The sequence below is a fragment of the Desulfonispora thiosulfatigenes DSM 11270 genome, from assembly GCF_900176035.1.
Classification (GTDB): Bacteria; Bacillota; Peptococcia; order Peptococcales; family Desulfonisporaceae; genus Desulfonispora; species Desulfonispora thiosulfatigenes.
The window spans coordinates 75903-100667 of the sequence record NZ_FWWT01000016.1 but is presented as its reverse complement, the minus strand read 5'-3'; the positions used below and the strand labels follow the sequence as shown (position 1 = coordinate 100667).

Sequence of the window (24765 nt, the reverse complement as noted above, 5' to 3'; positions counted from 1 at the left end):
TCCATATTTTTATCTTTATCCTAATTTCACCTTTATCCTTAATTCAATCGTTACCTTAATCCTAATTTTTCCCTTTAATATTACGACCATTTATCGTATATTTGACCCTTTTCCATCGTATATACTCCTTCTAAAATCAGAACATCCTTAATATTATATTCCGTAAAAATTTTCTGAAATTCGTCCTTATCACCTTGATAATAAATGCTGTTTGCAAAATATATCTTTTCATAATAAGGAAGCAGCCAGGGAGCAAAAACTTTCGCATCGAAATTACCTATTAGGAGCAAGGTTTTTTTATTGTTTCCACTTCCTTCTAGCATTGAATGGGAAAAGATGCCCCCTACAAAAGTGTCTATACCCGTGCGAGAAATTGAAATAATAGGCTCTCTTGACATCACATACTGATTTTCTTTGTTTCCTACTACAATATTCTGCCAAAAAATGTTCTCAGTATTTCTATAATGATATATTTTATCTTGGAGATTATGAGAGATCTTCCACTCTTTATCTAACTTTCTTGCCCCGGTGTATAAGTTACTCCAAGTCTCCTGATAGTCAGCTAAAGTATAGATAATATCCGTATTACTAGCCTTTAAAAAATCTTGTGCTCCATAATATGCTCCCCTAGCTGTCCAAGCATTATCAGTTCTAAAAAAGAGATACTCTGATTTATGCTGTGCTAAACTTTCTGAAACATCCACTATTTTCACACTAGTATTTAAAAGGTCTTGAAACTTTTCTTTTGTTTGCCACATTCCCTTTGCATATTCTGTGAGACCTGGCTCATATCCTATTCTCCCTGGTACCAACATAAAATACTTTTGCACTGACCCTGGGATCATCTCATAAAATCGATTAATTTCAGAAGCTTTTGTTGTTATTTCTTGTTCATTATAATTAATGCGCTTAATAACTCGTTCTGGATAATAAATCCATTCATCCGTAATGCTATCTGGCTCCATCTTTATTTTATAATCTGCCTCTAGACCTTGATTTTGGTTTGGATTTTGGCTTTGGTTTTGGTTTTGATTTGGATTTTGGTTTACAAGTTCCACGTGACTCACCTTTGATTCCTTTAAAGATTTCGTTTTATCAAGATATGTATGAAGGAGTGAAAAAACAGAGGTCAAAATGATTAAAATAAGGGCACCTGCTAAACCCATCAGGGCTAATTTTTTTCTATTCAGCTCCATCTGCTAAGACACCTCCTTCTTTCTTTATTAATTCTATTTGATCTAAATCCTTTTTCTTTCTTAATTCTACTTGATCTAAACCTTTTTTATTTATTAATTCTGCTTGCTCTAAACCTCTTTCTTTAATCACGGTATCTAGCTGGTCACACCCTCTAAATGCACTGATTCCTATTTCAATTTCTCCTGCGGGCAGTTCTAAATTTTGAAGATTTATACAGTTCATGAAAGCATGGCTTCCAATCTTATAAAGACTTGCAGCAGGTTCCTCGATAATTACTTCTGTTAACATAGTGCATCCAGAAAATGCTGCTATACCAATTTCCTCAAATCCTCCTGGCAAGATGACGCGTTCTAGGCGAGTACAACCTTCAAAAGCAGAAGTGCCAATTTTTCTTAACCTTTTTAAATCAATTAAAGAAAGCTCTTTTAGCTGAGCACATCCTTTAAAAGCAAAATCATGAATTTCTGCTAAAGTTGAAGGCAGTTTAAGTTCCCTTATTCCGCTGCATTCATAAAAAAAGGAACGAGGTATAAAGAGTACACCTTCAGGGATTTCTACTTTTTCAATTTCTTTTTGGCGTCTAAATCCTTGAGGGTCATGATTTACAAAGCTTTCCGCATTCTTAAAGATAAGACTTTTATTTTCTTCTACCTTAGCTAGATAGCTATATTGTCGCACGCCTTCTCCCTGATTTTCTTTAGCTGGCGATGTCCTTCCACCATGTTCACAGCTTACAAGTCCATAAACAAAATTATCTCCTTCAAAAATAATGCCTTCCCGGGCAACAACTGAGGATATCCGCCCCCTTTTCCCTACTACAGCGCCCTTTTCTAGGATAATTGTCTCCTGCGAAAATAAATTGCCCAGTACACAGCTAAATTCACCCAAAATAATTTTTCCTTCTGCAAATACATTTCCACAAATAATAGCACGATCTAAAATTTTAATACTTTTTTGTCCTCTTACATCTCCATGAATAATTGTATCCTCGGTAATCTGCAAATCTTCAGTAGCTATAACTGACCCTAAAAGGATTTCCTCATCTTCAAGATATTGCCATAAAGATGTTTTTACTCGATAAATCGCATCAGGAATTTCTTCTAGACAAAAGTTATTCTCCTTAATACGCTGAGCCACGTTATTTAAAGCTTCCTTTCCAGCATGCTGACCTAACAGAATCTCTGGTGCATAGAGTCTACGAAAAGAACAGTCATAACCAATACTTATCCTTATTGCACTAGTAGCACTGACCCCTAATTGACAACTATCAAAAATAGCTACAGTTCCTTCTGCATCTAACCACCGGAAAATGTGAGTATTATTTCCAATCATCATATCTTTATCACTATAAATGGCTCTTAGCTCCGTTATACCTTCTAGCCACACCTGACCCCTAGCATATATTTCCTTTAAAAAGCGATGCTTCTTTACTGGATGGAATTCATCTTCTTCAGCAATTACAATATCCTCCACATCTTCTAAAGACCCCAGCACCTCTGAACTAATGGTTTTTTCTAGGCGTGAAAGCATCATATAACCTTCCAGGTCCCGTGTATGCCACTTTTCCTTAATCATTCTAGAGAAAGAAATCCCAAAATATCGGGGATCCCTGTCTCTATTTTTATTAATATACGGCGCATTTGCAGAGTCCTTTTTAAAATATATATAAGCAATCCATACTGGCGCCGTCAAAAGCAGGATAAATACCATAATCAGTAAAATCATATTTTCCATCAAGAGCGCACCTCCTCAGAGGGCTGCTTTGTAAATCTATTAGTTTTAGCCCATTTAACATTTCGCCTAGTAATAATATCTACAATAGCATACAAAAATCCTAGACTAATATTCCACATATAAAAGAAGAAATTAAACATGACAAGTGGTAACAGAAGCACTTCCTTTCGAGTTCCATCCATCATCTGTGCACTACCAATTTGATAAAAAGGTGCAAAATTTCCAAATGTACTATAAGCACCGATAAAAAGTAATACCCACCATCCAGCAAAAATATTCATTTCTCCTAGAAGAAAGAGTACCAAGGAGTCTAGGATACCTAGGGCTAGCAAAAAGGGAATCGCATAGACCATTAAAAGAAGAATGCCATCTACCTTTTCCCGAAAATTCATATTAGTAGTAGTAAGTGTCTTAAAAAAATACCTAAACAAAACATTATTGTGCCCACGCGACCATCTTAGAATCTGGCGTGCTCTAACTGACCACGTTTCAGGGGCTTCCTCATAACATTCTGCCGAATTAGCATAAATAACCTTCCAGCCTTTGATATAAAGGCGATAAGTCAACTCAGTATCTTCAGCTAATACCGATGGATTAAAGCCTCCCATTTCCATGAAAATCTCTCTGCGAAATCCTCCTACAGTACCACCATATTGTGGAATTAATCTCATATTGTATCGAGCTTGCTGATCTACCTGATATCCTCCTGAACGCTCTAAAGTTAATAATCTAGTCAAAAGATTAGTATTGGTGTTATATGGTATAACTCGCCCCATTACAGCTCCAACCTCAGGATCTCCAAAAGCTACAGCCAATTGCTTTAGCATATCCTTTGCTGGTCTATAATCAGCATCAAAAACAATAATAATATCACCCTTCGCTATTTCCATAGCATCATTTAGTGCTGCTGGTTTCCCATTGAGCTCTGAATCCCTATTTAGAGGACGGATGAATTCATACTGCTGACTGTACTCCTCTAAGATCTCCCACGTTCTATCGGTTGAGTTGTCATTTATAGGAATTATTTCCATTCTATCCTTGTCATAATCACAAGCAAGAAGTGACTCCATTATATAATGGATAACTAGCTCTTCATTATGCATAGGAATTAGGATAGATATACTAGGCATAACACTAGAAATAATATCATTATAGTAAATTCGTTGTTTCACGAATACTCTATTGTAGGAAAAAACCATATGTCTGCCAGCATAAATAAGCATTATTACTATGATCAAGAACATATATAGTTTTAATACATTTATGACCATATCCATCTTTCCTTTCCACGTTTTAACTCGTAGACATTAATCATTCGATTCATAAAGAAAGAGTAAATGGCAACAAGATACAAAAAGTCAAAAAATGGACCCAAGAAAAAAAACATTATTATCATGTATAATATGGAAAACTCAAGAAGGATGTATAAAGAGACAATGTAGCGAATAACTCCAAAAATAAGTGAATAAGTCATGATGCCTATCACTGTAGCCATTCTGGTTATAAAATATCCACTGCCCATAAATGCTGTAATTATTCCAGTAAGAACTAGGAAAAAAATCCAGATACCCACTTGCTGCTTCATATAAAGTTCTGAAAAATCACTCGTAGAATAGGGAAAGTACTTGGCTGCGAAGAGAAAATATATGCAGCTAACCAAATGGAAAAAAACTAAAATCACAAGATAGATTGAAATGGGTTTTGTCTTTCTTTTACCACTAAATAGGAAAAGTAATAGTACAATATTAACAATAATATTTATATAAATTTCTTTTAAACTAGGCATTACAGTTATAGTCTGGACAGCACTAACATCGGTTAGACCCCTGACGAGCTCAAATTGCGCGATTGAAAAACTCTTATTTGGCCAGATTTCTTTAAGAAAACTTATAGCCATTTTGCTCATAATAATTGTTACATCACCATATAAAAAGAGTAGCAAAACTAAGATGGGAATTATAAAAAGAAAAAGATAAAGCAAAGACTGCTTCAAGTTCCCTTTTAAGTGGCGATATGTCCTAGCATAGTAAATCTGCTGCTTATTTACTTCTTTTCTACTTTCCATCCCATCACCTACCTTTATATGATTAATTAGTATAATTTATGTAGATTAATGTGAAAGATGATAAATAATATTGCATAATTTTATGTACGCATATTTTGTCTTAATAATAATTCAATTTAGTATTGCGTGTCAATAAATATAAATTTAAAGTATTTCTCACATTATCCACCGCACAACACTTTGTCTGCAAATAACAAAAACACCTACCAAAATGGCAGGTGCATAGATGGAATTAAAATAATGTAAAAGGGATACGCTAAACCTAGATAAGATGTATTTTATTTATTCCCCTGCTCAAATCTCCAGGCGTCTTTACACATTTCTTTGATGCCTTTTTTTGCTTTCCATCCTAGTTCTCGTTCTGCTTTAGCTGCATTAGCATAGCAAGTAGCGATGTCGCCCGGACGTCTGTCTACGATTTCATACGGTACATCTACTCCATTTACTTCCATAAAAGCATGAACAAGTTCTAATACAGAGGTACCCTGGCCTGTCCCAAGATTATGAATATGTACACCAGGTGCTAAATGTTCCATTGCTGCCACGTGACCTTCAGCTAGGTCCACCACATGAATATAATCCCTAACCCCAGTACCATCTACTGTATCATAGTCATTACCAAAGACACTTAACTTGTCACGTTTTCCTTTTGCCACTTGGGTCACAAAAGGCATTAAATTATTCGGAATTCCATTAGGATTTTCGCCAATTAAACCACTTTCATGAGCACCCACGGGATTAAAATAACGCAAAAGGGATACGCTAAACCTAGGATTAACCTTTGCAACATCCATTAAGATACGTTCACTCATGGCTTTAGTTTCCCCGTATGGATTAGTGGTTGGAAGTAAATCCATTTCTTCGTGAAAAGGTGAAATATTATCGCCATACACCGTAGCAGAGGAGGAAAAGACAAATCTTGGCACATTATATTTTAGGCATGCCTTGGCAAGAATCAACGTACTTACGACGTTATTATAATAATATTCTAGAGGTTTTGCTACAGATTCGCCCACTGCTTTAAGGCCAGCAAAGTGAATTACGCCATTAAAAGTATGCTTAGAAAATACTTCATCTACTTCACCTTCTTCTGTTACATCTATTTGATAGAATGTTACGTCTTGACCTGATGTTTGTTTTATTTTTTCTAAGCTTTCCGGCTTACTATTAGAAAAATTATCCGCTATAAATACGCTATGGCCTGCTTCTAATAAAGCCACACAAGTATGTGAGCCAATATATCCAGCACCACCAGTTACTAGTATATTCATAATATTAGTTCATCCTTTCTTTTTTTAAAAATAGTGCTTAACTAATATTTTTATCTTTCAAAAATATGCTAAGAAATCTATATATCCTATTGCATTACGGCAATACAGCTTTACTTATATTTAAATACCAGCACTAAATATTTTGATTAAATCTATGTAATATGAGAATTTATGTTTTTTCAAATCTGCTTTTTCAGTAAATAATAAATAATCATAAAAGTACAAATACCCACACTCGCCCCGGCGCTATCAATCAAGACATCCTTTAGCCCTGGCCCCCTGCCTGGTACATACATTTGGTGTAATTCATCTAAAATAGCATAAATAATGCAAAATACTAAGCCAATAAAAAAGGCCTTAAAGCCATGAACGCCGAGGGTTTTTAAGGCATAAGCAACTAATAATCCGAGTACTAAATACACAAAGAAATGCGCATTTTTGCGAATTAAATGATTTATATTTTTTATTTTAAGGTCTGCCTGTGGTACAACCTTTTGCACTGTTTTAGCAATTATTTCTGTGATACCAGTACTTAATTGATTAGATTTGTTAGCAACTTGAGCTGAAAAGCTAAAAATAACTCCCATCCAAATGACAACTAAGACCCAGGCAATAATTTTTTGAAACGACATAGAAAAACCCTTTCTAGGCTAAAATAAAAACACTATATATATTATACACTAAATCTGTCTTAGATGCTAATATATACCAGTTAGTTGCAAATTTACATCACTATTAGTCTTAGACTTTATCTCATTTTTATACATCTAATGCTCACTTCTATACACCTTTGCGCTTAGCTTATATAAATTAACCCTAATATATCGCAAAAATAATCCCCTCTAAGTAGTCAAGTTTTATTTCTTAAACCTTCTACCTAAAGGGGAGCTTATCATTTTTACAATGAGGTAAATCTCCAACCGGTCCTTAAGTGTTTTCTATCTCTAGTTTTAAATCCCGTTACTTTAGTGATAAACCAGGCTGGAATTGCAAATATTCCGAAAATGGAAAGACCTACAATTATAGGCATAATAAATAAAACAAAACAAACTCCAATAAAGGCATTGTGTAAAAGTTTATTTGACATCACTAAAAGTGCTAACCAGTTAAATTCCTCTTTTGCTTTAGGTTCGAAGTATTTTGCTGAATTTTCGGAAATTTCAAATTTCATCATCTTAAATCCCTCCATTTTATAATTAATTCATTAATTCATTAATTCATAGTTCATAATAGTTCACCAGTTCAATAGGAAATGTCTGTAAAGGTAAACGTGTAAATCTCCTTTGTAATTTTTGATCTTTTTAATATCTATTAACTCTTTATCTTATATGTATAAGTAATTCTACTAATTTAGTCTAAGTTCCTACTTATCTATAATCAACTTTGTTAATGCTCATTATAAGTTTTATTATGTTTATATATGAATTATCTTGATTTTCTTACAAATTTGCTATTCTGCGCCAGTTGACGTGGTTTTATACCTAGGTTCTTGTGCAGGAAATGGATAGCATAAAAAAAGACCCCATGGCAATTTATACCTGAGGTCCATCTAATCATTAACTTACTAATACATTATTTGCTTCATTTGATTTAAAGTCTAAATCTTGCTCATTTACTTCTTCTTGCTCGTCAAAGTCGGCTGAATTCTCTGCACATTTTTCTCTAAATGATGGAATTAAATTCTTTAAGTATATTTCAACGCCTGCTTTATTTACAGGTAAATTATCTGTCATGATACCGAGGATTATTTCTTCCATTACAGCTACATCAGGCTCGGACGGCTTTTCGACAAAAATCCTTTTATGCGTAGTAGCATCGCACACGTCATCAGCTGTTAAGAGTTCTTCATATAATTTTTCTCCAGGTCTTACGCCTGAAATCTTTATGTCTATATCGACATTAGGCTCAAAGCCGGATAATTTTATTAAACTATTAGCTAAATCCATTATTTTTACAGGCTCACCCATATCAAGGATAAAGATCTCGCCACCTCTTGCCATGGCTCCTGCTTGGATAACGAGCTGGACTGCTTCTGGTATAGTCATAAAGAAACGCACCATTTCTGGATGAGTCACAGTTACAGGGCCACCATTTGCTATTTGCCTTTTAAATAAAGGGATAACGCTGCCCTTACTGCCTAAAACATTACCAAAACGAACAGCTACAAAGCTTGTCTTACTAATTTTATCCATGTGCTGAATAATCATTTCACCCACGCGCTTAGTTGCTCCCATTACGCTCGTTGGATTTACGGCCTTATCGGTGGAAATCATGACAAACTTTTGCACATTAAATCTATCTGCGGCTTGGGCTACATTATATGTACCCTTAATATTATTTTTAATAGCTTCTTCAGGATTATGCTCCATTAAAGGTACATGCTTATGAGCTGCTGCATGAAAGACTACCTGTGGCGAATAATCACGGAATACATTTTCCATGGATTCTTTTTCTCTGATATCTTTAATCAATGGATAAATTTTAAGTTCTGGAAATTCATTACGTAATTCTATTTCTAAATCATATATAGTATGCTCATAAATGTCTAATAATAACAGCTTTTTAGGTGAAAATCTAGCCACTTGACGGCACAGCTCTGATCCAATCGAGCCTCCTGCCCCTGTTACAAGGACTGTCTTATTATGTGTATACTCTGTTATTTCTTCTAAATCGACCTTCACAGGCTCTCTACCTAATAAATCTTCAATTTGCACTTCCCGAATATTATTTACGGAAATCGTTCCATCGATTAAATCAAACATACCTGGTAATATTTGCACCTCAGCACTTGTTTCTTTACATATTTCGACTACTTTTCTAACTTCTTTTCCCTCGGCTGATGGAATGGCTAAGATAATTCTTTCAATTCCATACTTTTCTACAACCTTCGCTATATTCTCTCTATCTCCTAGGACAGGTAATCCTAATAATTTAAGACCACGTTTAACATGATCATCATCAATAAATCCCACTACATTTATTTGCGTCGAAAAATGATTGCGCATTTCTCTAGCCACCATGACTCCTGCATCTCCAGCTCCATAAATCACAACGGGCTTGCCACCTTTAATATGCCCTCCTGCTTTATGCTCCCTATACAATCTCCAAATTAAGCGAGATCCACCAATCATAAAGATAGTCATAAACCAAGTTAAAAGGAGTACACTTCGTGGTAAAAATGGACCTTCTGTATTTACAATTAAGTAGCCAAAGGTAATTTTTAAAGTAGTCCCTACCGTAACAGCTAACATTATCGTGATTAATTCACCGATGCTAGCGTACTGCCACACACGTTTATACAGCCCAAACATGGCAAAGCAAGCTAAACTAATAATGGTAAAAAGTAAAGCATATTTATTAACTAGTTGTAAATAATTAAGAGGTATTGCCCAGTCAAAGCGAATCAGCAAAGACCCAAATAATGAAATATTAACTATGAGTGCATCAATCAACATCAGCGACAAAACCCTGATGTTTTTATTTATGTTATTAAACATGTTACTTAATACCTCCACCACACTTTATACTAAATAATATTATTTTTGGTTAATATTATATATTTGCAGAGTTAGAATTTAATATTCTCTTTGATAATACTTACTTTTTTACAATATTTAACCTATTATATGCATCATATAACATCTAGTCAAAAAATAATGTCGAATTTTGTATCAATTAGTATTAAATTACTATATAGTTATTATCTAAATTTCGGTTATTGATAAATTAAAATGACCCCTGGTAGTAATAATTATCCAGGGGACCATTTAATTGTAAATTTAACTTACTTTGTTAATGCTCTCATAATTACAGAAGCTGCTTCTGCTCTTGTAGCATTGTTTTGTGGGCCAAATGTATTATCTGGGTATCCTCCAACAATTTTACTTGCTGTTGCAGCACCAACTACGTCAACTGCCCATGCACTTATTTTTGCTTTGTCTGTGAAGTTAAGTTCACCTTTTACATTTTGTAAACTAGCTGCATTAACTACCATTGCTGCCATTTGTTCACGTGTAATTACATCATCTGGACCAAATTTAGTAGCACTATATCCACTTACGATACCATTACTCTCTGCTGCTGCGATATCATTTTTAGCCCAGTGGTTTTGAGTATCAGCAAATACTTTGCCATTTTTATTATCAATCTTATATGCTTTTACTAAGATTTTAGCAAATTCTGCTCTTGTAATTTTGTTATCTGGTTTAAATGTCTTATCAGCATAACCACCGATAGCACCTAATTCTACTAATGCTTTAATGTCTTTTTCTGCCCAATGTCCTTTGATGTCTGTAAGTTCAATTGCTATAGGAATTTCATTTGATGTTGCGATAACAGCAAATTTAGTAAAGTGAGTTACTTCACCGCTTACTACATTCTTATCAGTGTCTACTTTAACATTATCTAATTTAACCCATTTCTTAGTTGTTTCGTTTAACCAGTAAATAGCTACGTCAGACTTAGTTAAATCTACTTTATTGTTGTCATATTTTAAGCTCACAGTTACAGGCTTTTTGAAGTCACCTTTTACATCTTTAGTGATTTCTACTACATCACTTACGAACTTTTGATTAGCTGCATGTGGTAAACTGCTTGTGCTTGTTAATTTCTTGATAGTTACTTTGATATTATCTGCAAAGTCAAATGCATTTGTTAAGAAGTTAACTGTTGCATTTCCGTGAGTGAAGCTACCACCATTATAAGCGCCGATTTCTTGTGTTTTAGAGGTGTCAACTGAAGCGCTTCCGCCTCCACCGCCTCCGCCTGATCCACCAGAGCCGCCACCGCCACTAGATGACTTAGCAGGAACTACTACGGTAAATTCTGGTGTTGTAGCTGTTTCACCTTGCTTATTTTCATTTGTAACTTTAATTTTAAAGGTTACTGTTTGTTCAGAGCTCTGAGGGATTACTTTACCCGCTGTACCATTTTCAATTACGCTCTCATTACTTGATTCTATAACTTCTACCTTAAATCCAGCAAAGCTTGGTAATTTTAAGCTTTCTGCGTTTTTAGCAGGATTTGCAATTTCGGCAATACTATCAGCCATTAACTGAGCTGATTTTGCTAAAGGACCATAGATAGAGAAGTGGTGCACTCTTGCTTCTACATATAATTTTCCATCTACAGTGATAACTTCAGATTTTTCTTGTACTTCCCACTTTTGTCTTTCAGTGTTGAAATATGAAAGTACTGCGTCTTTATTAGTAGTAGGTATTCTAATTACAACACCTTTTTTCTTTTGCTCATCTGTTAATTTAATATCGAACTTTAATGGTTTTCCAGCTGGAGCAATACCACTTGGAACTACTGCTTCATTTGCTGCTGGTGTATTTACTGTAATTGTTATACCTGCTGGAAGTCCTTCAAGTGTTGTACCACCTTCAATCATAACAGGCATTCCCTCTACAACCTTTACAGGAGTACCTAGTTCAACTGGAGCTAAAACGTATACAGTTCTAGTTACTGTCTCAGCTTTATTGCCTAAGCTATCTTCGACATTATATTCGACAATATTCTTACGTACTTTCGATGTATTTACATACTTTACCTTTTCACCGTTAACTGTGCAATATACATCTTCTGTTATGTCTTGCCCAAATACATCTACTGCAGTATATCCGTTAAGCACGTTATAACTAATATCAGAATCAGGGGCTGGCTCTGTTTTTTCTAAATAAACCTTATCTGTTCCCTTATCAAGCGTAATTACTGGTTTTGTTTTGTTTTGGTCATATAAGTTATAGTTTGCTAAGATATTTTTTAAAGTTTGCTTTTGCTCAGTTGTTAATTTGTCATTTACAGCTTTTTCAAATTCATCAGTCATTTCAGTAAAGCTTGTGTACTCAAATCCTCTAACATTAATGCCTTTAAGAGCTGTATCTACGGTATTAATGAACTCAGCTTTAGCCATTTTGCCAATTTTATCTGGAATTACTACCTTAATATTACCTTCTGCTGCATCAGTAATTACTGGCGTTTGTGACTTGCTTTGTAATGTTGTTAAAACAAAGGCATACATACTTAAATCAAACTCTGTATTAAAGCTTTTAAGAGCTTTTTCTAATTCAGGAAGCTTTTCATTTAATTTTTTTACTAATCTTTCTTCATCTTGATTTAAGTTTGCTGGGATTTCTCCATTTTCCATTTGGTTAACCATTGTTATTCTATCTTCAATTGTGAATATGTTAAATAATTTAATTAATTCTAAAGAAGTTTTCAGATCGTCGTCTGAAATACCTTCATTATCCATATAAACGATGAACTTTTTGTTATATGAAGTACTTTTTTCATCATACATATCATTAATCATACCAGTGGCTATGGTGATAAATCCTCCTATTGCATCACCTTCACCTGTTACGCCTGCCTTTAGTGCACTATATAAATAATCTTTCTTTTCACTTTTACTCTCAGCAACTTTAGTTAATAGCTTAGTAACTGTTGCTTTAAGTTCCGAAAAACTCATCTCTGAATTTATACCACCACTGCTTCCTGCGCTACCAGCTGCCTGTACACTAGCTGCCCCACTAATTGCGACAATGTTAAACATAAATAAAAAACATACTACTAATGCAATAACCTTTTTGTTTCTCATTTTCATCCTCCTCATTTTATTAAACTTTAGGCTGTAAAATATTTTTCTTATCGTACAGCCTTAAACCCATCTTAATTTATTGTTTTTATTTTACTAAATTATAAACTCTTTCTAAAATTGTTACAGCTTCTGCTCTTGTTGCAGTTCCTTTGGCCTCAAGTGTTTCTTTTGTTTTACCTGCGATTAAACCTAGGTCTACACCTTGCTGCATTGAATCTAATGCCCAATTTGAAATCTTATTATAGTCTTTGTAAGCTTTTAAATCTTTTGAATTCGTTACATCTAAATTAATATTTTTATACTTTAAACCATTCATAACCATAGCCATCATTTGTTCTCTAGTTACTGGTTTATTTGGTTCAAAGGTAGTAGCTGAGGTACCACTTGCTAATTTAGCCGCGTACGCTGCCTGTACTACATTATAGTCCCAGTCGCCTTTTTTAAGGTCTGTAAAAGGTAGTTCCCCTTGGCCAGTTGTTTCTTTTACATCGAAAATTCTGGCAATTAAGGCAATCATTTGACTTCTAGTTACTGATGACTCGGGAGCAAAGGTGTCATTAGTCATTCCCCCAACTAGTTTTAAAGCCGCCATTTTTTCAATGTTCTTTTGTGCCCAGTGACCTTTGATGTCTTTAAAATTAGTAGCCTGTGGTACATTTGGAGTTACAGTTCCTGGTTTATTTGCTTCTGGTTTGGTTGTATCTGGTTTAGTTGCATCTGGCTTGTCTGCTGGTTTATCTTCTGTTTTGTTATCAGTATTAGCTGCAGCACCGCCTCCACCTGGCTTAGAAGGAGTATTACTTTCTACAAGGCCTTTGCTTTTAATTAGGTCTTTTGCTTTGTCCATTTGATTGTTTTTTACATAGTTAACAAGATCTGCTCTTTCAGAAGGCGCCCAAGATTTTAAATCATCTAAAGAATTTTTAATATCTTGTTCAGAAATTCCTTTATCATTTAATTTTTGTTTTTCTTCCTTAGATAATGTACTATCTATCATTGCTTTAGCAAAATCAATACCACCATCAGTTTTTAAACTTTCCCCAATCACACCTAAAATTTCGTCTTTGCGTGGATGATCACTTGCTTTGTCTAAAACATCCACTAGTACACCTTCACTTACATCTGCAGCATAAGAGACCATCGTTCCGCAGAGGAATATTCCTAAAACTGCTAAAGTTAAGATCTTTTTAACCATAATCATTCTCCTTTTTAATTCAAGTAGTTTTCTTACATTCATAAAAATATTTAAACCTCTTATTTAAGGGTCTAGCATATTTCATGTTAATCCTTCATTTTAATGCTTCATTCTAATACTTCATTTTGTGATTATATCTATAACCCAAACTATTTCTTGCGTCTTTTTTTAGAATGAGTAGGCTTGTCTTCTGTATCATCATTTTCATAATATTCGTGATAATAATAGTAAGAATAATATCCTCTGCTGTCGTTTGGTATTTTATTAAGTAGTACCCCTAAAATATTTGCCTGTACTCTTTCTAAAAGTTCCTTAGAACGCTGAGCTCCTTCAATAGGAACTTGTCTAGCTGCTACTACTAAAATAACTCCATCTGCAAAGCTTGCTAAGATTCCAGCATCTGTTACTACTCCAATTGGCGGGGCATCAATTAGCACTCTGTCATATTCTTTAGACATTTCTGCGATAAAATCCTTCATTGCATTAGAACCTAAAAGTTCAGAAGGATTTGGGGGCTTAGGTCCTGCTGTTAATACATCTAACCCTTCAATTGCAGTTTTTTGAATAATATCTTGATGCGGAATTTTTTGGGCTAGTACATTTGTAAGTCCTTTACTATTACTTAGTTCAAACCTTTTATGTAGCTGCGACTTTCTAAGGTCACAATCAATTAATAATACTTTACTATTTGCCTGAGCCATCGTTACGGCAAGATTACAAATACTCGTAGTCTTTCCTTCTCCGGGTACGGAACTGGTGATAATAATTGTTTTTAAAGCTTTATCAAGGTCAGAAAACTGAATATTTGTTCTAAGAGTTCGATATGCTTCAGCAATTGGTGATTTAGGATTTTTTAGTGATATGATATCTAATAAACTCATTTTGCCTCCCCATTTCCGCGCTATGCTGATCCTGTTTTTTCATCCATCATAGGAATAGCTCCGATAATGGGTAAATCTAAATACTTTTCTACATCACTTGGTGCCTTAAATGTATTATCTAAATATTCTAAAATAAAGATAATTCCGATGCTAATCATTAGTCCTAATATTCCGGCAATAGCAATATTGAGTAGTTTATTAGGCTTAATTGGATTTTTTGGCACTTCTGCCTGGTCTATTACTTGCACGTTATCGACCTTCATAAAATTCGTCACATGCTTCATAAAAACCCAAGACAAATTATTAGCAAGTTTAGCAGCGAGTTCGGGGTCTGTATCTTGTACTTTAATCATGATAATTTCGGTATCTCCTACCGGACTTACAGTAACCTTGTTTTTCATTTGCTCTGGTGTGATGTCTAGACCAAAGTTTGCGATTACTTCTTTAGAAACGGTTTTACTTTTCGCTATCTCCCCGTATGTTTTTACTAGCTTTTGACTTAAGAGCACATCATCATACTCCACCATTTGCTCTGGTGCTTTGGTCTTACCTACCATCATTGTGGCAAAGGTTTCATATACAGGCTCTAATACATAAAAACTTACGATAGCACTTATAGCCATAGCTACTGTTGTGATGATAGCAATGAGCCATTTCCTTTTCCACAGTACTTCTGCATATTCCCTGAGGTCAATTGTGTCCATATCCTCCATCCGTGTTCTTCCCTTCTGTAAATAAACTAGTTAAAGGCTGCCTTTTGCCTTTGAAAACATTTGTGCCTTGGTTGCTTGTTTTTTGTATCTATAATAGCTATCAATTTCCCCTACGATTTTTGTATCATAGGAGTATTTCTTTAACTCACTTTCAAACTGACCTTTTAACGCATTGAATTCGCTATCAGCCTGACCTTCCATTTTATTGATTAGATTTAGATATTTAGTGCCTATTTTCATGACAGATGTACCATTATTTTTGGCTGCTACATACTCTGCCTTGCCTTGAGCAATTACTCCATTTATCTTGCCTTCTTGTTTTGCTTGGAGGCTAGCAAATTTCCCTTTATAGGTACCTACTATTTGCTCATAAGATGGTTTGTTAGAATTAGTGCTTGGTGCATTATTTGATCCGTCATTTGCTCCATTATTTGCATCACCTTGGGATCCTTGTGCTCCATTTTGTGAGCCGTCTATTTGTCCATTTTCATCCTTATCAATCTTGCCCTCATCTGTTCCCTCTATTTTGTCGAAAGGATTTTCCACTACAACATCGCTGGCCTTATCATTAGATGGATCAGCTACGCTTTTATAGATTTGATAATAATTATAAAAGAATCCTCCTGCTACAAGTACAACTACTAGTAAAAGTAGTGATATGTAAGTTCTAGGGCGTTTAAATAAACCTTTCATATTTCACCTCATTTTTTGATCTTTGCTTTTGCTTTTTTGTTTTAATGTCAAATTTAAGCTCGATTACTACTTGTCCAGATGTTTTTGCGTTTTTTGATATTAAATATACTCCTGAATTTTGCTAAAAAGGCGTTCCTATTCTGGTAGATCAAGGGTTCTAAGACAATTATTTCCTCACCACTAATAAGATTATAGCCATTTTTCAGGATTTTTTCTAGATAGTTTTCATCTGTCCATTTTTTCATTTGTTCAATGGCGCCTTGAATCTTTGGCGACCTTGCTCTAGGTGAGTGAGCATCAGTTCCAATAAAGTGAACCATTTTATGTTTTAACAAGATTTGGGCTGTCTTTTTGACCCTTTCGCCTAACCCTCCGGTGATACTCATGCTATTAATTTGCACATAATTTCCTTGTTCAATTAAACTTTTTAAATAATTTGGGTCTTCCATTACCTTGCTATAACGCTCTGGATGAGCTATTACTGGTTTATACCCGAGCAATCTAACTTCATATAAAATATCTTCTGTATAAACTGGGATGTCACGCATAGGAAATTCAATTAAAATATACGGGCTGTTATTTAAAGTAGAAATCTCTCCGGCTTTTAATTTTGCGGGTAAACTAGGTGAAAGGTAAACTTCAGCGCCAGGTAATACTTCTAATTTGATATTCTCTTTTTGAAAGCAAGCATTAACGCGTTTAATTGTTTCTAAAAGCTTGTCCTTTGTGATGGTATACTCGCCTTCGATATAATGAGGGGTGGCAATAATTTTATTAAAACCTTGCGAGGCTGCAATTCTACCCATCTTTAGGGTTTCTTCCATGCTTTTAGAACCATCATCTATTTCAGGTAAAATATGACTATGTAAATCAACCATTATACAATACCTTCTTTTCTTAGTTGTTCGACCTTTTTTAAATGCTATTTTAGGGAAATTGTGACTATATTTGTCAACTATTATAGTATAACAACTAAATTGTGTAAAATCAATTAGTGAAAATTTTAAAGTCTACCATAATTCCCTCATTCTTACTCTTTATTATTTATCTTTACTGCTCGTATATCGCTATCCCATTTAACTTCCATCCCTAAGCTCTCTGCTACAAATCTTATAGGGACCATTGTAGATCCTTCTATTATAAGAGGAGGTGTAAGTAAGCCTACAGATTCTCCATTTACCACGGCCTCTTTGCTATCAATTGTTAATTTATAAGAGTAATCATCTTTTCCCCCGGTAATAGTTGAAGTTGATGGATCCCATTCTATAAATCCACCCAGAGACTCTGTTACTTTTCTTAAGGGTAGCAATGTGGTATTATCTTTAACAATCGGGGTAACCCCTTCAAATGTAATGGGCTCATCGTCAATAAAAACAGAAATACCTCTCTTTGGCGTCACCCTGATTTCTCTTTCTGTTCCGTCATTAAGTTTTAAAACAGCCTTTATATCTCCTTGATTTAAAATATCCTTGTCCAAATTATTAGTTATAAATATAATCTCTTTGTTTTGGACTAAATTTATGTATTTTGGCGTGAAAACGGAAAGAGTATCTGTAGCTATAAATTCAATGGGTATATACTCATCTGAATTAATTAGTGAGTACCCTAAGATTTCTCCTTTTTTTATGACAATTTGCTCTTCAAAATTATTTAAGCCATATTCTAAGAGCCTTTTACTATCATCATTTCTCTCTTTTGCTGTTTTCCCACCCATTATAACTGCAATAAATCTATTATCTGTATCTTTAACTTTCGCACTTGAAACTAAACAAAAACCTGCCAAAGTGGTAAAACCCGTTTTTAACCCGTCTGTATAAGATGTGGTCTCTAATAATTTATTTGTGTTTTTCTGAGAATAATTCCTATAAACCCCATTAAAGTACTTTTGACTTGTAATGCTTATTAAATGATCTCCATACTTATCCAGAGTATATTTAGCTAATAGCGCTAGGTCTTTAGGGGATATGTGATTTTGACTGCCATTTTTTAAAGGTATGCCATGAGGATTAATAAAATAGGCACTAGTTAGTCCAAGCGATTTTGCTTTTTCATTCATTTTTGCAGCAAAATCACCCACACTACCCCCTACATATTCGGCTAAGGCAACGGCAGAATCACTGGCTGAAATTATTAACATGGAGGCTAAAAGTTCATTTACTGTTACTATATCACCCTGTTTTAAATTATAAGCTGAGCCTCCAGAATTTGCTGCATTTTTACTTATTTTCACGTTATCACTTAATTTAATTTTCCCCTCGTTAACTGCCTCCAGAGTCAGTAAATAGGTCATTATCTTGGTTGTACTTGCCATTGGCCTTGGGGTGTTACTATCTTTTTCATATATAATTTTTCCCGTTTTAAACTCAATGAGAGCTGCAGCTGGCGAATTTATATCTAATGCATATACAGCATTAACATTCAAAAATAAGATAGCAAAAATGATTAATGAACAAATAATCTGCTGTTTTCCTTTTCTACTATCTTTCATCCCTAGTATTAAGTTTCTTAACATTTTTAATCCTTTCCTTTCCTTGAACTTTATTAATCCATTCTTATATATCCCTATTATTATCTATTTACAGAGTAATATTGTTGTTTTGGACTCCTAGGTTTATCAGGTATTGTTAGTTTTAATAATCCAACTTTGATCAAAGGATTAAGTATTTTTGTTCTAAAATGTTCCCTGTGATTAATTTTCATAAATACTTGCATTTCACTCCTGGTTTTTGGATCCTTGCAAAAATCTAATAATTTTTTAATTGATTCATCAACTTGCTCGGTAACTTGCTCGGTAACTTGCTCGGTAACTTGCTCAGTCAAAGGAATAATAGTGTTAAATACATCTCCTTCCATAAAAGTAGGATCCGCTCCCGAATAAATCTTATTGTACTTATAAATATTTCTAACTCCCGAACCAAGTTCATCCACCCAACCTATTTCCTTGAAAAATTTTGCGATCGTAGGATTTTTAGGAAACGGTGAAAAATTATCTGGATCAATGATACCATTACCATGTGGCTTATTGCTATTTTCTGTAATAACTCGATTTTTTTCAATTACTAGTTTTGCTGGAAATGGATTTGCAAACTCTCTGTGAATTAATATATTTGATATGACCTCTCGGAATATCTTATCCCTAACACTAATCCTCTGATCATTTTCCAGAAAGAATTTATCGTTAAGGTGTTTTGCAACAAACTGCATTAATCGTTCATAACTATCTATTAAATTAATCCTTATATCGTCCCTGTCATCATAACGGTCAATATTTTCTCTACGCAGAATTGCATCAGTTCTATAGTGTGGTAATGCCGCATGAATTAATTGGTCACTACCAAAGATAAGAATCCCGCCTAAAGTAAGTCCTTCTTTTCCACTTTGCAAATCTTTTAAATATAGACCCGCACTTTTTAAAAGTTCTAAATCGTCCATTGATTTCCATGGATGATTCGGTTTTTGATTAGCTGCTAATTTTCTAACTTTTATAAAAAGCTCACTTTTTAGTTCTGAAATTTCTGCAAAGGGAAATATTTTATTTTCTGTATATGTTCCTTGTTTTCTCATATACAATCCAGACACAATATTTGTATTATTAGTAATATCAATATCCCCATCTTCATTTCGATCAAAAATTCTTCCATTACAGCGATGGACTTGGGAGCTCTCTGGGATAAAGATATAAAGAATTTGTTTTCCATCAATTTCAATCTCTTCGACTGATAAGTAGAAAGTTGGGCTGATTTTTTGAGGATTATTCATAGAGGTTACAAAATCTTTCTTAACCTTTTCAACCGATTCAGGGTCAATACCAGTAATTCCACCTTTATCCTCAACACCAAGAAACAGGTGACCCCCATTCCTATTTAAAAATGCACAGACTGATTCGAAAACGTCTCTGTTTAATTTATCTCTACTTTGCTTGAATTCAACAGTTATGCCTTCACCTTCGTTAAGGATCTCTTGTAATTTTTTCATTTTCACACGCATCAACATCCCACTTTAATTCTATAGAAACACGTACTCTTTTCTTATTATAAGCTATTTATACTCTTTTAAGTCCCCATTAATAATACTAAACTTCTTCATATTTTAGAAACTTCTTAATAATTAAGTTCTATCCTTCAGATTTAAAACCCTTTTATATTTATTTTGCTATAAACTCAATTTGCTATATACTCATCTAAATTAATTTTGGGGAATAGGTTAAATGCCTGGCGCAGTTACCAAAGTTAATTTACTATTGACAAAACCATAATAACCATCTACTATTAATGAAAATATATGTAAACACGATGATGAAGAAAAGTAGGCGATGCCCAGCTTTACAGGGAAGTGGTACCGCGAAATAGAACCTTTCGTCCCTTTTATGGGATGGAGGGTTTTTTTTATTTTTAAACTGAAAATAAGGGGTGAGATAAGTAAATCCAAGAAGTATGCTTTACGTCTAAATTTTCAAAATAGAATGTTAATTTTAAATATTCAAAGGGGTGGTTTTTATGGAGAGACAGGTTAATGTAAAATCTACGGATATTAATGTTAAATCTGGGCATGGTAATATTAAATCTAATCAAATATTATCGAGTCAGGTTAACACAAATCGCTGGTTAATCGTGCTAGCTGGTCTTGCTATTCAATTATGTTTAGGGGTTGCTTATATTTGGGGGGTATTTCAGCCAGAGGTTGTGAAGGTTTTAGATTGGTCACAGAAAAATGCAGCTTTGTCCTTTTCATTTTTATTGGGAATGTTAAGTTTTGGAAGTATGGCAGGTGGGGCTATTCAGGAAAAACTTAGTCCTCGGGTGGTAGTAATTGGGGGCGGGGTGATAATTAGTTTAGGATTTCTCCTTGCATCTTTTGCTAGTCCAAAAGCTCCTTGGATTATGTGGCTGACTTATGGAATTTTAGGCGGATTTGGTAGTGGAACAGTTTACACGGCGACTATTGCTATTTGTCAAAAATGGTTTCCTGATAAAAGAGGATTAATCACAGGCTTAATTGTGTCGGCACTTGGTTTTGGTGGATTAGTTTTAACGCCTTTAGCTCGTAGTTTAATGAAAAATGTGGGCGTACTTGAGACATTTGCTTGGCTTTCTTTAATCTTTTTAGTCGTGACGGTAGTAGGTGGAATGTTTATGAAAAATCCTCCAGAGGGATATAAACCAGTTGGCTGGACACCTCCTCTAAATCAAAGCTCTAAAAAGGGGCAAGACTTCACGCCTGGACAGGTTTTAAGGTCGAGCCAGTTTTATCTCATCACCTTTTCTTTTATGTTAGCTAGTATGGCAGGGCTTATGGTTATTCCTTTTGCAAAGGTGCTAGGCCTATCTGGGGGTCTTACTGACAATGTAGCCACTGTGGGGGTAATGGTTATTGCTATCTTTAACTCTTTTGGTAGGCTTTTTTGGGGCTACGTTTCAGATAAAATAGGCCGGGAAAATACACTCTTAATACTCATGATTGTAGCGGGTGTTAGTATTTTATTTGTTGCTGCTGCAAAATCATACCTTATCTTGTTTTTAATCGCTATTGTAGGGTTTTCATATGGTGGATTTTTAGGGGTATTCCCTTCTTTAGCTGCTGATTTATGGGGCACTAAGCATATGGGCATAAATTATGGGCTGGTTTTAACAGGATTTGGAATGGGGGCAATACTTTCTTCATATGTTGCTGGTTACTTCATGGATTTAACAGGGAAATTTACCACTCCATTCATGGTAGCAGCCATTTCGAGCTTATTTAGTGCGGCAATGATTTTGATGTTAAAAAGAAAAGTGGCAAGGTAATTTTAAGGGAGGCGTAAGATAAATGTACGTCTCCCTTTTTATTAGTTTATCAAAAATAAGTTCAATTTTATCTTCTTATAAATAAAAAAACATAGTCATTTAGTTAATTTTGACTATGTTTCTGCTAAAGCAGATGCTAGTGTAAAGCCTCTGCCTTATATTGTATAAGACTTTTGGATAGGATTTTTTAAATTAAGACAAACTGGACTCTGTGTGTTTTCTCTCTTTGGTTCTAATTCTCAATGTTTTAGTTATAAACCATGCGAAAATTCCAAATATTCCGAATATAATAGCGCCTATAAATACAGGTATAAAAAACCACGCAAGACAAACTGCAATAAGAGCATTGAATAGGTATTTAAAAGGCATCAAGAAAAGCATTGACCAGTTAAACTCATTTTTTACTTCACGTTCGAAATAATTTGCTGAATTTTCGGAAATTTCTAATTTCATCATCTTTAACCCCTCCATTTTTATGATTTATCATATCACCCAAAAAATCAGGAAAATAAACTTAATATCCTCCTTTGTAATTTTTGAGCTATCAGCATTAACTATTAGCTGTATATTATAATATGTATATATATTTCTACTACTTTAGTCTTAAATCCTACTTATTTGGAATCAATGTTCTTAATATGAGAGATAAGTTTTATTAAGTTCATAGTTGAAGATGATTTTTGGGGTTAAAGATTAGGAAAATTATTAATTGAATTTAAAAATTAAGAGCCTGTGAAATTATTTCACAGACTCGGCTTCACAGGCTCTTAATTTAACATTTCCTCTCGTATATCTTCGATTTTTTCTCTACTTAGTTTAGATGCTTTTATTATGAGTTCTATATCTACGCCATCTCTAATTAGGTTTTTAGTCATTTCAATTATTCCTTGCTGTATTCCTTTTTCTATTCCTTTTTGTTCTCGCTCTTGTAAGATTGTCATAATTCTCTCCCCCTTTCCTCCTAGTTCTTGAACTTTCCTTAATATATCTTCTTCTGTTAAGTTTTTATTTACTGACGAATAATATATTAATAATATGTCGATATATTTATTAAATTCTTCTTCTGTTACTGTGGATTCTATTTCATCTACTGATATTACAAATGCTTCTATTAGTTTTTCTTTGTCTTCAAATATATATTTTAATGATCTTAGTACCATTCTGGTAACTGGATTGTATTGTTTAATGTCCTTTTCAGTGTATTCTCGGATATTTATGAATTCATGTCTTAGTACGGGTAACATTTGTAATGTCATGTGGTTTAGATAGTTCGTTTGTGTCTTTTATATTATTTTTATTATTTTCGTTATCCAATGGCTCACCTTTTTTCTTGTTCTACTATTAGTTTAATTTTATCATTACTACTCTATTTTAGGTAGCTGCTTATTAATTATTTTATCGACGTTCTAAGTGGAGATTTTCTATATTTTCTATATGTGCACTTTTAACAGCATCATCAACGCAAGCATAAGATTTTAATTTTAGATAGAGATTGTCCACTTCTTCTTTTGAGAGAATATGCTGTAAATGCTCTAAATCTTTTTTAATAGTTTTAAGTAACTCATTTCGCTTAATCACTTTAATGTCTTGAGAATTAACTGCAATTTTTTTTAAAGTACAACGCTCGCTAAATATAATATAAGATCTAAACAAACATTTATCACAAGAGTCTAAGGTTTTTTTGACTGCGCTAATATGCCCAGCATTTTGCCATATTGGGTTGAAAAATCGATTTTTAGATTTATTTGGGAGAGATTGAGTCCAGGTCTTATTCTTTTCATCACCAAATATCCACCCACTATAATTCTTGGATTCAAAAACAAATATACCCTTCTCAGTGATCATTAGTACATCAACTTCCGTAGTGGTTCCATCTTCTTTTGGTATGTATAAGTTAGCCATGATTTTATGGTAACCTTTTAGCTTTTCAAGATATGAAAATGTTAAAAATTCGCCGTAGTTACCTTTGTCAAATAAGGTCTTAAAAAAGCTATTTCCAGTCTCGGTTTTATAGCTTGATTTTTGGTATGTAAAATACTTAGGCAATAATAGCAGTGCAAAAAATAATAAGGGAAAAAACATTATAAATCCCATCTTTATCCCCCCAATAACACAAATATTTAATACCACGAATATTTAACCCCGTGATATTAGCATAGATTATAAAGAAATCCCTTATAGATTATAAATTAATCTCTTTATATTTATCATTGCCTTTATCTTATTTTTTAATCCATTATTACGCATTTCCTTTTTAGTTAAAGGGTAGTTGGCACCAATACTGGTTTAATCCTTCATATAATAACTAGTTTAAAAGCCCTCGGCATTTAAGGGAATTCTTGGGCCTAGTTAATACTTTTACTCGCCCCATTTTCTAGTTTTAGGCACTACTAAATGTTTATATATCAATGGATAGTTTTTTCATTTCTTCATCTCTTTTGGTTTATTTGCCCTTCACTATCTAGCCTTTAAGGATCAGAGATTCGTAACCCTAGTGCAAATAACCCCAGTAGAAAGCATGGTTAATTTGCTTTCTACTGGGGCTGGGGATTAAAATATACGCTAATTTAGAGAAAATATTGAGCCTGGAAAATTATTTCACAGGCTCTAAAACAAAAATAACGAGGTTTAAGCT

At 34.0% G+C, this 24765-nt stretch carries 20 protein-coding genes; 1 reads left to right on the top strand and 19 read right to left on the bottom strand.

The genetic code is table 11. From position 1 onward, the window contains the following. Positions 1–80: 80 nt before the first annotated feature. From B8965_RS05990 to B8965_RS05915, 16 genes are all read right to left on the bottom strand, one after another. On the bottom strand, positions 81–1196 hold the full coding sequence (locus B8965_RS05990) for a DHHW family protein (protein WP_084052948.1): 1116 nt from the start codon (positions 1194–1196) through the stop codon (positions 81–83). Continuing rightward, positions 1183–2931: a leucine-rich repeat protein gene (locus B8965_RS05985; RefSeq protein ID WP_084052947.1), complete on the bottom strand. Its 1749-nt coding sequence runs from the start codon at positions 2929–2931 to the stop codon at positions 1183–1185. The genes B8965_RS05990 and B8965_RS05985 overlap by 14 nt, the downstream gene beginning before the upstream one ends. Continuing rightward, positions 2931–4103: a glycosyltransferase family 2 protein gene (locus tag B8965_RS05980; RefSeq protein ID WP_242941938.1), complete on the bottom strand. Its 1173-nt coding sequence runs from the start codon at positions 4101–4103 to the stop codon at positions 2931–2933. The genes B8965_RS05985 and B8965_RS05980 overlap by 1 nt, the downstream gene beginning before the upstream one ends. Positions 4104–4192: 89 nt before the next feature. After that, the gene (locus B8965_RS05975) at positions 4193–4996 is read right to left on the bottom strand and encodes a hypothetical protein (protein WP_084052945.1); all 804 of its coding nucleotides are present in this window, start codon (positions 4994–4996) and stop codon (positions 4193–4195) included. 278 nt (positions 4997–5274) lie between these two features. Further along, positions 5275–6267: a UDP-glucose 4-epimerase GalE gene (gene galE, locus B8965_RS05970; RefSeq protein ID WP_084052944.1), complete on the bottom strand. Its 993-nt coding sequence runs from the start codon at positions 6265–6267 to the stop codon at positions 5275–5277. A 179-nt stretch (positions 6268–6446) separates the two neighbouring features. Further along, positions 6447–6899 carry a VanZ family protein gene (locus tag B8965_RS05965; protein WP_084052943.1) on the bottom strand — a complete coding sequence of 151 codons (453 nt, stop codon included), beginning with the start codon at positions 6897–6899 and terminating at the stop codon, positions 6447–6449. A 266-nt stretch (positions 6900–7165) separates the two neighbouring features. Next, positions 7166–7441, bottom strand: a complete 276-nt coding sequence (locus B8965_RS05960; protein WP_084052942.1) for a hypothetical protein — start codon at positions 7439–7441, stop codon at positions 7166–7168. 382 nt (positions 7442–7823) lie between these two features. Then, positions 7824–9764 (bottom strand): polysaccharide biosynthesis protein, encoded by a 1941-nt coding sequence (locus B8965_RS05955; RefSeq protein WP_200805883.1) that lies wholly within the window; start codon positions 9762–9764, stop codon positions 7824–7826. A gap of 287 nt (positions 9765–10051) precedes the next feature. Further along, positions 10052–12865, bottom strand: coding sequence for an S-layer homology domain-containing protein (locus tag B8965_RS05950; protein WP_159446285.1), 2814 nt, complete (start codon positions 12863–12865; stop codon positions 10052–10054). Positions 12866–12950: 85 nt separating this feature from the next. After that, positions 12951–14060, bottom strand: coding sequence for an S-layer homology domain-containing protein (locus B8965_RS05945; RefSeq protein WP_159446284.1), 1110 nt, complete (start codon positions 14058–14060; stop codon positions 12951–12953). 149 nt (positions 14061–14209) lie between these two features. After that, positions 14210–14941 (bottom strand): CpsD/CapB family tyrosine-protein kinase, encoded by a 732-nt coding sequence (locus B8965_RS05940; protein ID WP_084052939.1) that lies wholly within the window; start codon positions 14939–14941, stop codon positions 14210–14212. A gap of 20 nt (positions 14942–14961) precedes the next feature. Beyond that, the gene (locus B8965_RS05935; protein ID WP_084052938.1) at positions 14962–15654 is read right to left on the bottom strand and encodes a YveK family protein; all 693 of its coding nucleotides are present in this window, start codon (positions 15652–15654) and stop codon (positions 14962–14964) included. A 30-nt stretch (positions 15655–15684) separates the two neighbouring features. Next, the gene (locus tag B8965_RS05930) at positions 15685–16347 is read right to left on the bottom strand and encodes a hypothetical protein (RefSeq protein WP_084052937.1); all 663 of its coding nucleotides are present in this window, start codon (positions 16345–16347) and stop codon (positions 15685–15687) included. A gap of 53 nt (positions 16348–16400) precedes the next feature. Next, a complete protein-coding gene (locus B8965_RS05925) occupies positions 16401–17225 on the bottom strand; it encodes a tyrosine-protein phosphatase (RefSeq protein ID WP_084052936.1) in 825 nt (274 codons plus the stop codon). A gap of 152 nt (positions 17226–17377) precedes the next feature. Further along, a complete protein-coding gene (locus B8965_RS05920; RefSeq protein WP_084052935.1) occupies positions 17378–18859 on the bottom strand; it encodes a stalk domain-containing protein in 1482 nt (493 codons plus the stop codon). Positions 18860–18915: 56 nt separating this feature from the next. After that, positions 18916–20322: an RNA-binding domain-containing protein gene (locus B8965_RS05915; RefSeq protein WP_242941937.1), complete on the bottom strand. Its 1407-nt coding sequence runs from the start codon at positions 20320–20322 to the stop codon at positions 18916–18918. A gap of 521 nt (positions 20323–20843) precedes the next feature. Here B8965_RS05915 and B8965_RS05905 point away from each other — a divergent pair. Next, on the top strand, positions 20844–22130 hold the full coding sequence (locus B8965_RS05905) for an L-lactate MFS transporter (RefSeq protein WP_084052933.1): 1287 nt from the start codon (positions 20844–20846) through the stop codon (positions 22128–22130). A 192-nt stretch (positions 22131–22322) separates the two neighbouring features. On the opposite strand, the gene B8965_RS05900 is transcribed toward B8965_RS05905, so the two are convergent. From B8965_RS05900 to B8965_RS05890, 3 genes are all read right to left on the bottom strand, one after another. Continuing rightward, complete coding sequence (locus B8965_RS05900) at positions 22323–22586, bottom strand: hypothetical protein (protein WP_084052932.1); 264 nt, start codon at positions 22584–22586, stop codon at positions 22323–22325. 311 nt (positions 22587–22897) lie between these two features. Next, entirely contained in the window at positions 22898–23386 is a 489-nt protein-coding gene (locus B8965_RS05895) for an RpnC/YadD family protein (protein ID WP_143334231.1), read from the bottom strand. 139 nt (positions 23387–23525) lie between these two features. Further along, entirely contained in the window at positions 23526–24224 is a 699-nt protein-coding gene (locus B8965_RS05890) for a nuclease-related domain-containing protein (RefSeq protein ID WP_084052930.1), read from the bottom strand. Positions 24225–24765 lie beyond the last annotated feature (541 nt).

What these genes read in the sequence shown, in the direction of transcription:
- B8965_RS05990 (WP_084052948.1), bottom strand. Translation starts at nt 1,196, where the DNA reads ATGGAGCTGAATAGAAAAAAATTAGCCCTGATGGGTTTAGCAGGTGCC.
- B8965_RS05985 (WP_084052947.1), bottom strand. Translation starts at nt 2,931, where the DNA reads ATGGAAAATATGATTTTACTGATTATGGTATTTATCCTGCTTTTGACG.
- B8965_RS05975 (WP_084052945.1), bottom strand. Translation starts at nt 4,996, where the DNA reads ATGGAAAGTAGAAAAGAAGTAAATAAGCAGCAGATTTACTATGCTAGG.
- galE (WP_084052944.1), bottom strand. Translation starts at nt 6,267, where the DNA reads ATGAATATACTAGTAACTGGTGGTGCTGGATATATTGGCTCACATACT.
- B8965_RS05965 (WP_084052943.1), bottom strand. Translation starts at nt 6,899, where the DNA reads ATGTCGTTTCAAAAAATTATTGCCTGGGTCTTAGTTGTCATTTGGATG.
- B8965_RS05960 (WP_084052942.1), bottom strand. Translation starts at nt 7,441, where the DNA reads ATGATGAAATTTGAAATTTCCGAAAATTCAGCAAAATACTTCGAACCT.
- B8965_RS05955 (WP_200805883.1), bottom strand. Translation starts at nt 9,764, where the DNA reads ATGTTTAATAACATAAATAAAAACATCAGGGTTTTGTCGCTGATGTTG.
- B8965_RS05950 (WP_159446285.1), bottom strand. Translation starts at nt 12,865, where the DNA reads ATGAGAAACAAAAAGGTTATTGCATTAGTAGTATGTTTTTTATTTATG.
- B8965_RS05945 (WP_159446284.1), bottom strand. Translation starts at nt 14,060, where the DNA reads ATGGTTAAAAAGATCTTAACTTTAGCAGTTTTAGGAATATTCCTCTGC.
- B8965_RS05940 (WP_084052939.1), bottom strand. Translation starts at nt 14,941, where the DNA reads ATGAGTTTATTAGATATCATATCACTAAAAAATCCTAAATCACCAATT.
- B8965_RS05935 (WP_084052938.1), bottom strand. Translation starts at nt 15,654, where the DNA reads ATGGAGGATATGGACACAATTGACCTCAGGGAATATGCAGAAGTACTG.
- B8965_RS05930 (WP_084052937.1), bottom strand. Translation starts at nt 16,347, where the DNA reads ATGAAAGGTTTATTTAAACGCCCTAGAACTTACATATCACTACTTTTA.
- B8965_RS05925 (WP_084052936.1), bottom strand. Translation starts at nt 17,225, where the DNA reads ATGGTTGATTTACATAGTCATATTTTACCTGAAATAGATGATGGTTCT.
- B8965_RS05920 (WP_084052935.1), bottom strand. Translation starts at nt 18,859, where the DNA reads ATGTTAAGAAACTTAATACTAGGGATGAAAGATAGTAGAAAAGGAAAA.
- B8965_RS05915 (WP_242941937.1), bottom strand. Translation starts at nt 20,322, where the DNA reads ATGAAAAAATTACAAGAGATCCTTAACGAAGGTGAAGGCATAACTGTT.
- B8965_RS05905 (WP_084052933.1), top strand. Translation starts at nt 20,844, where the DNA reads ATGGAGAGACAGGTTAATGTAAAATCTACGGATATTAATGTTAAATCT.
- B8965_RS05900 (WP_084052932.1), bottom strand. Translation starts at nt 22,586, where the DNA reads ATGATGAAATTAGAAATTTCCGAAAATTCAGCAAATTATTTCGAACGT.
- B8965_RS05895 (WP_143334231.1), bottom strand. Translation starts at nt 23,386, where the DNA reads ATGACATTACAAATGTTACCCGTACTAAGACATGAATTCATAAATATC.
- B8965_RS05890 (WP_084052930.1), bottom strand. Translation starts at nt 24,224, where the DNA reads ATGGGATTTATAATGTTTTTTCCCTTATTATTTTTTGCACTGCTATTA.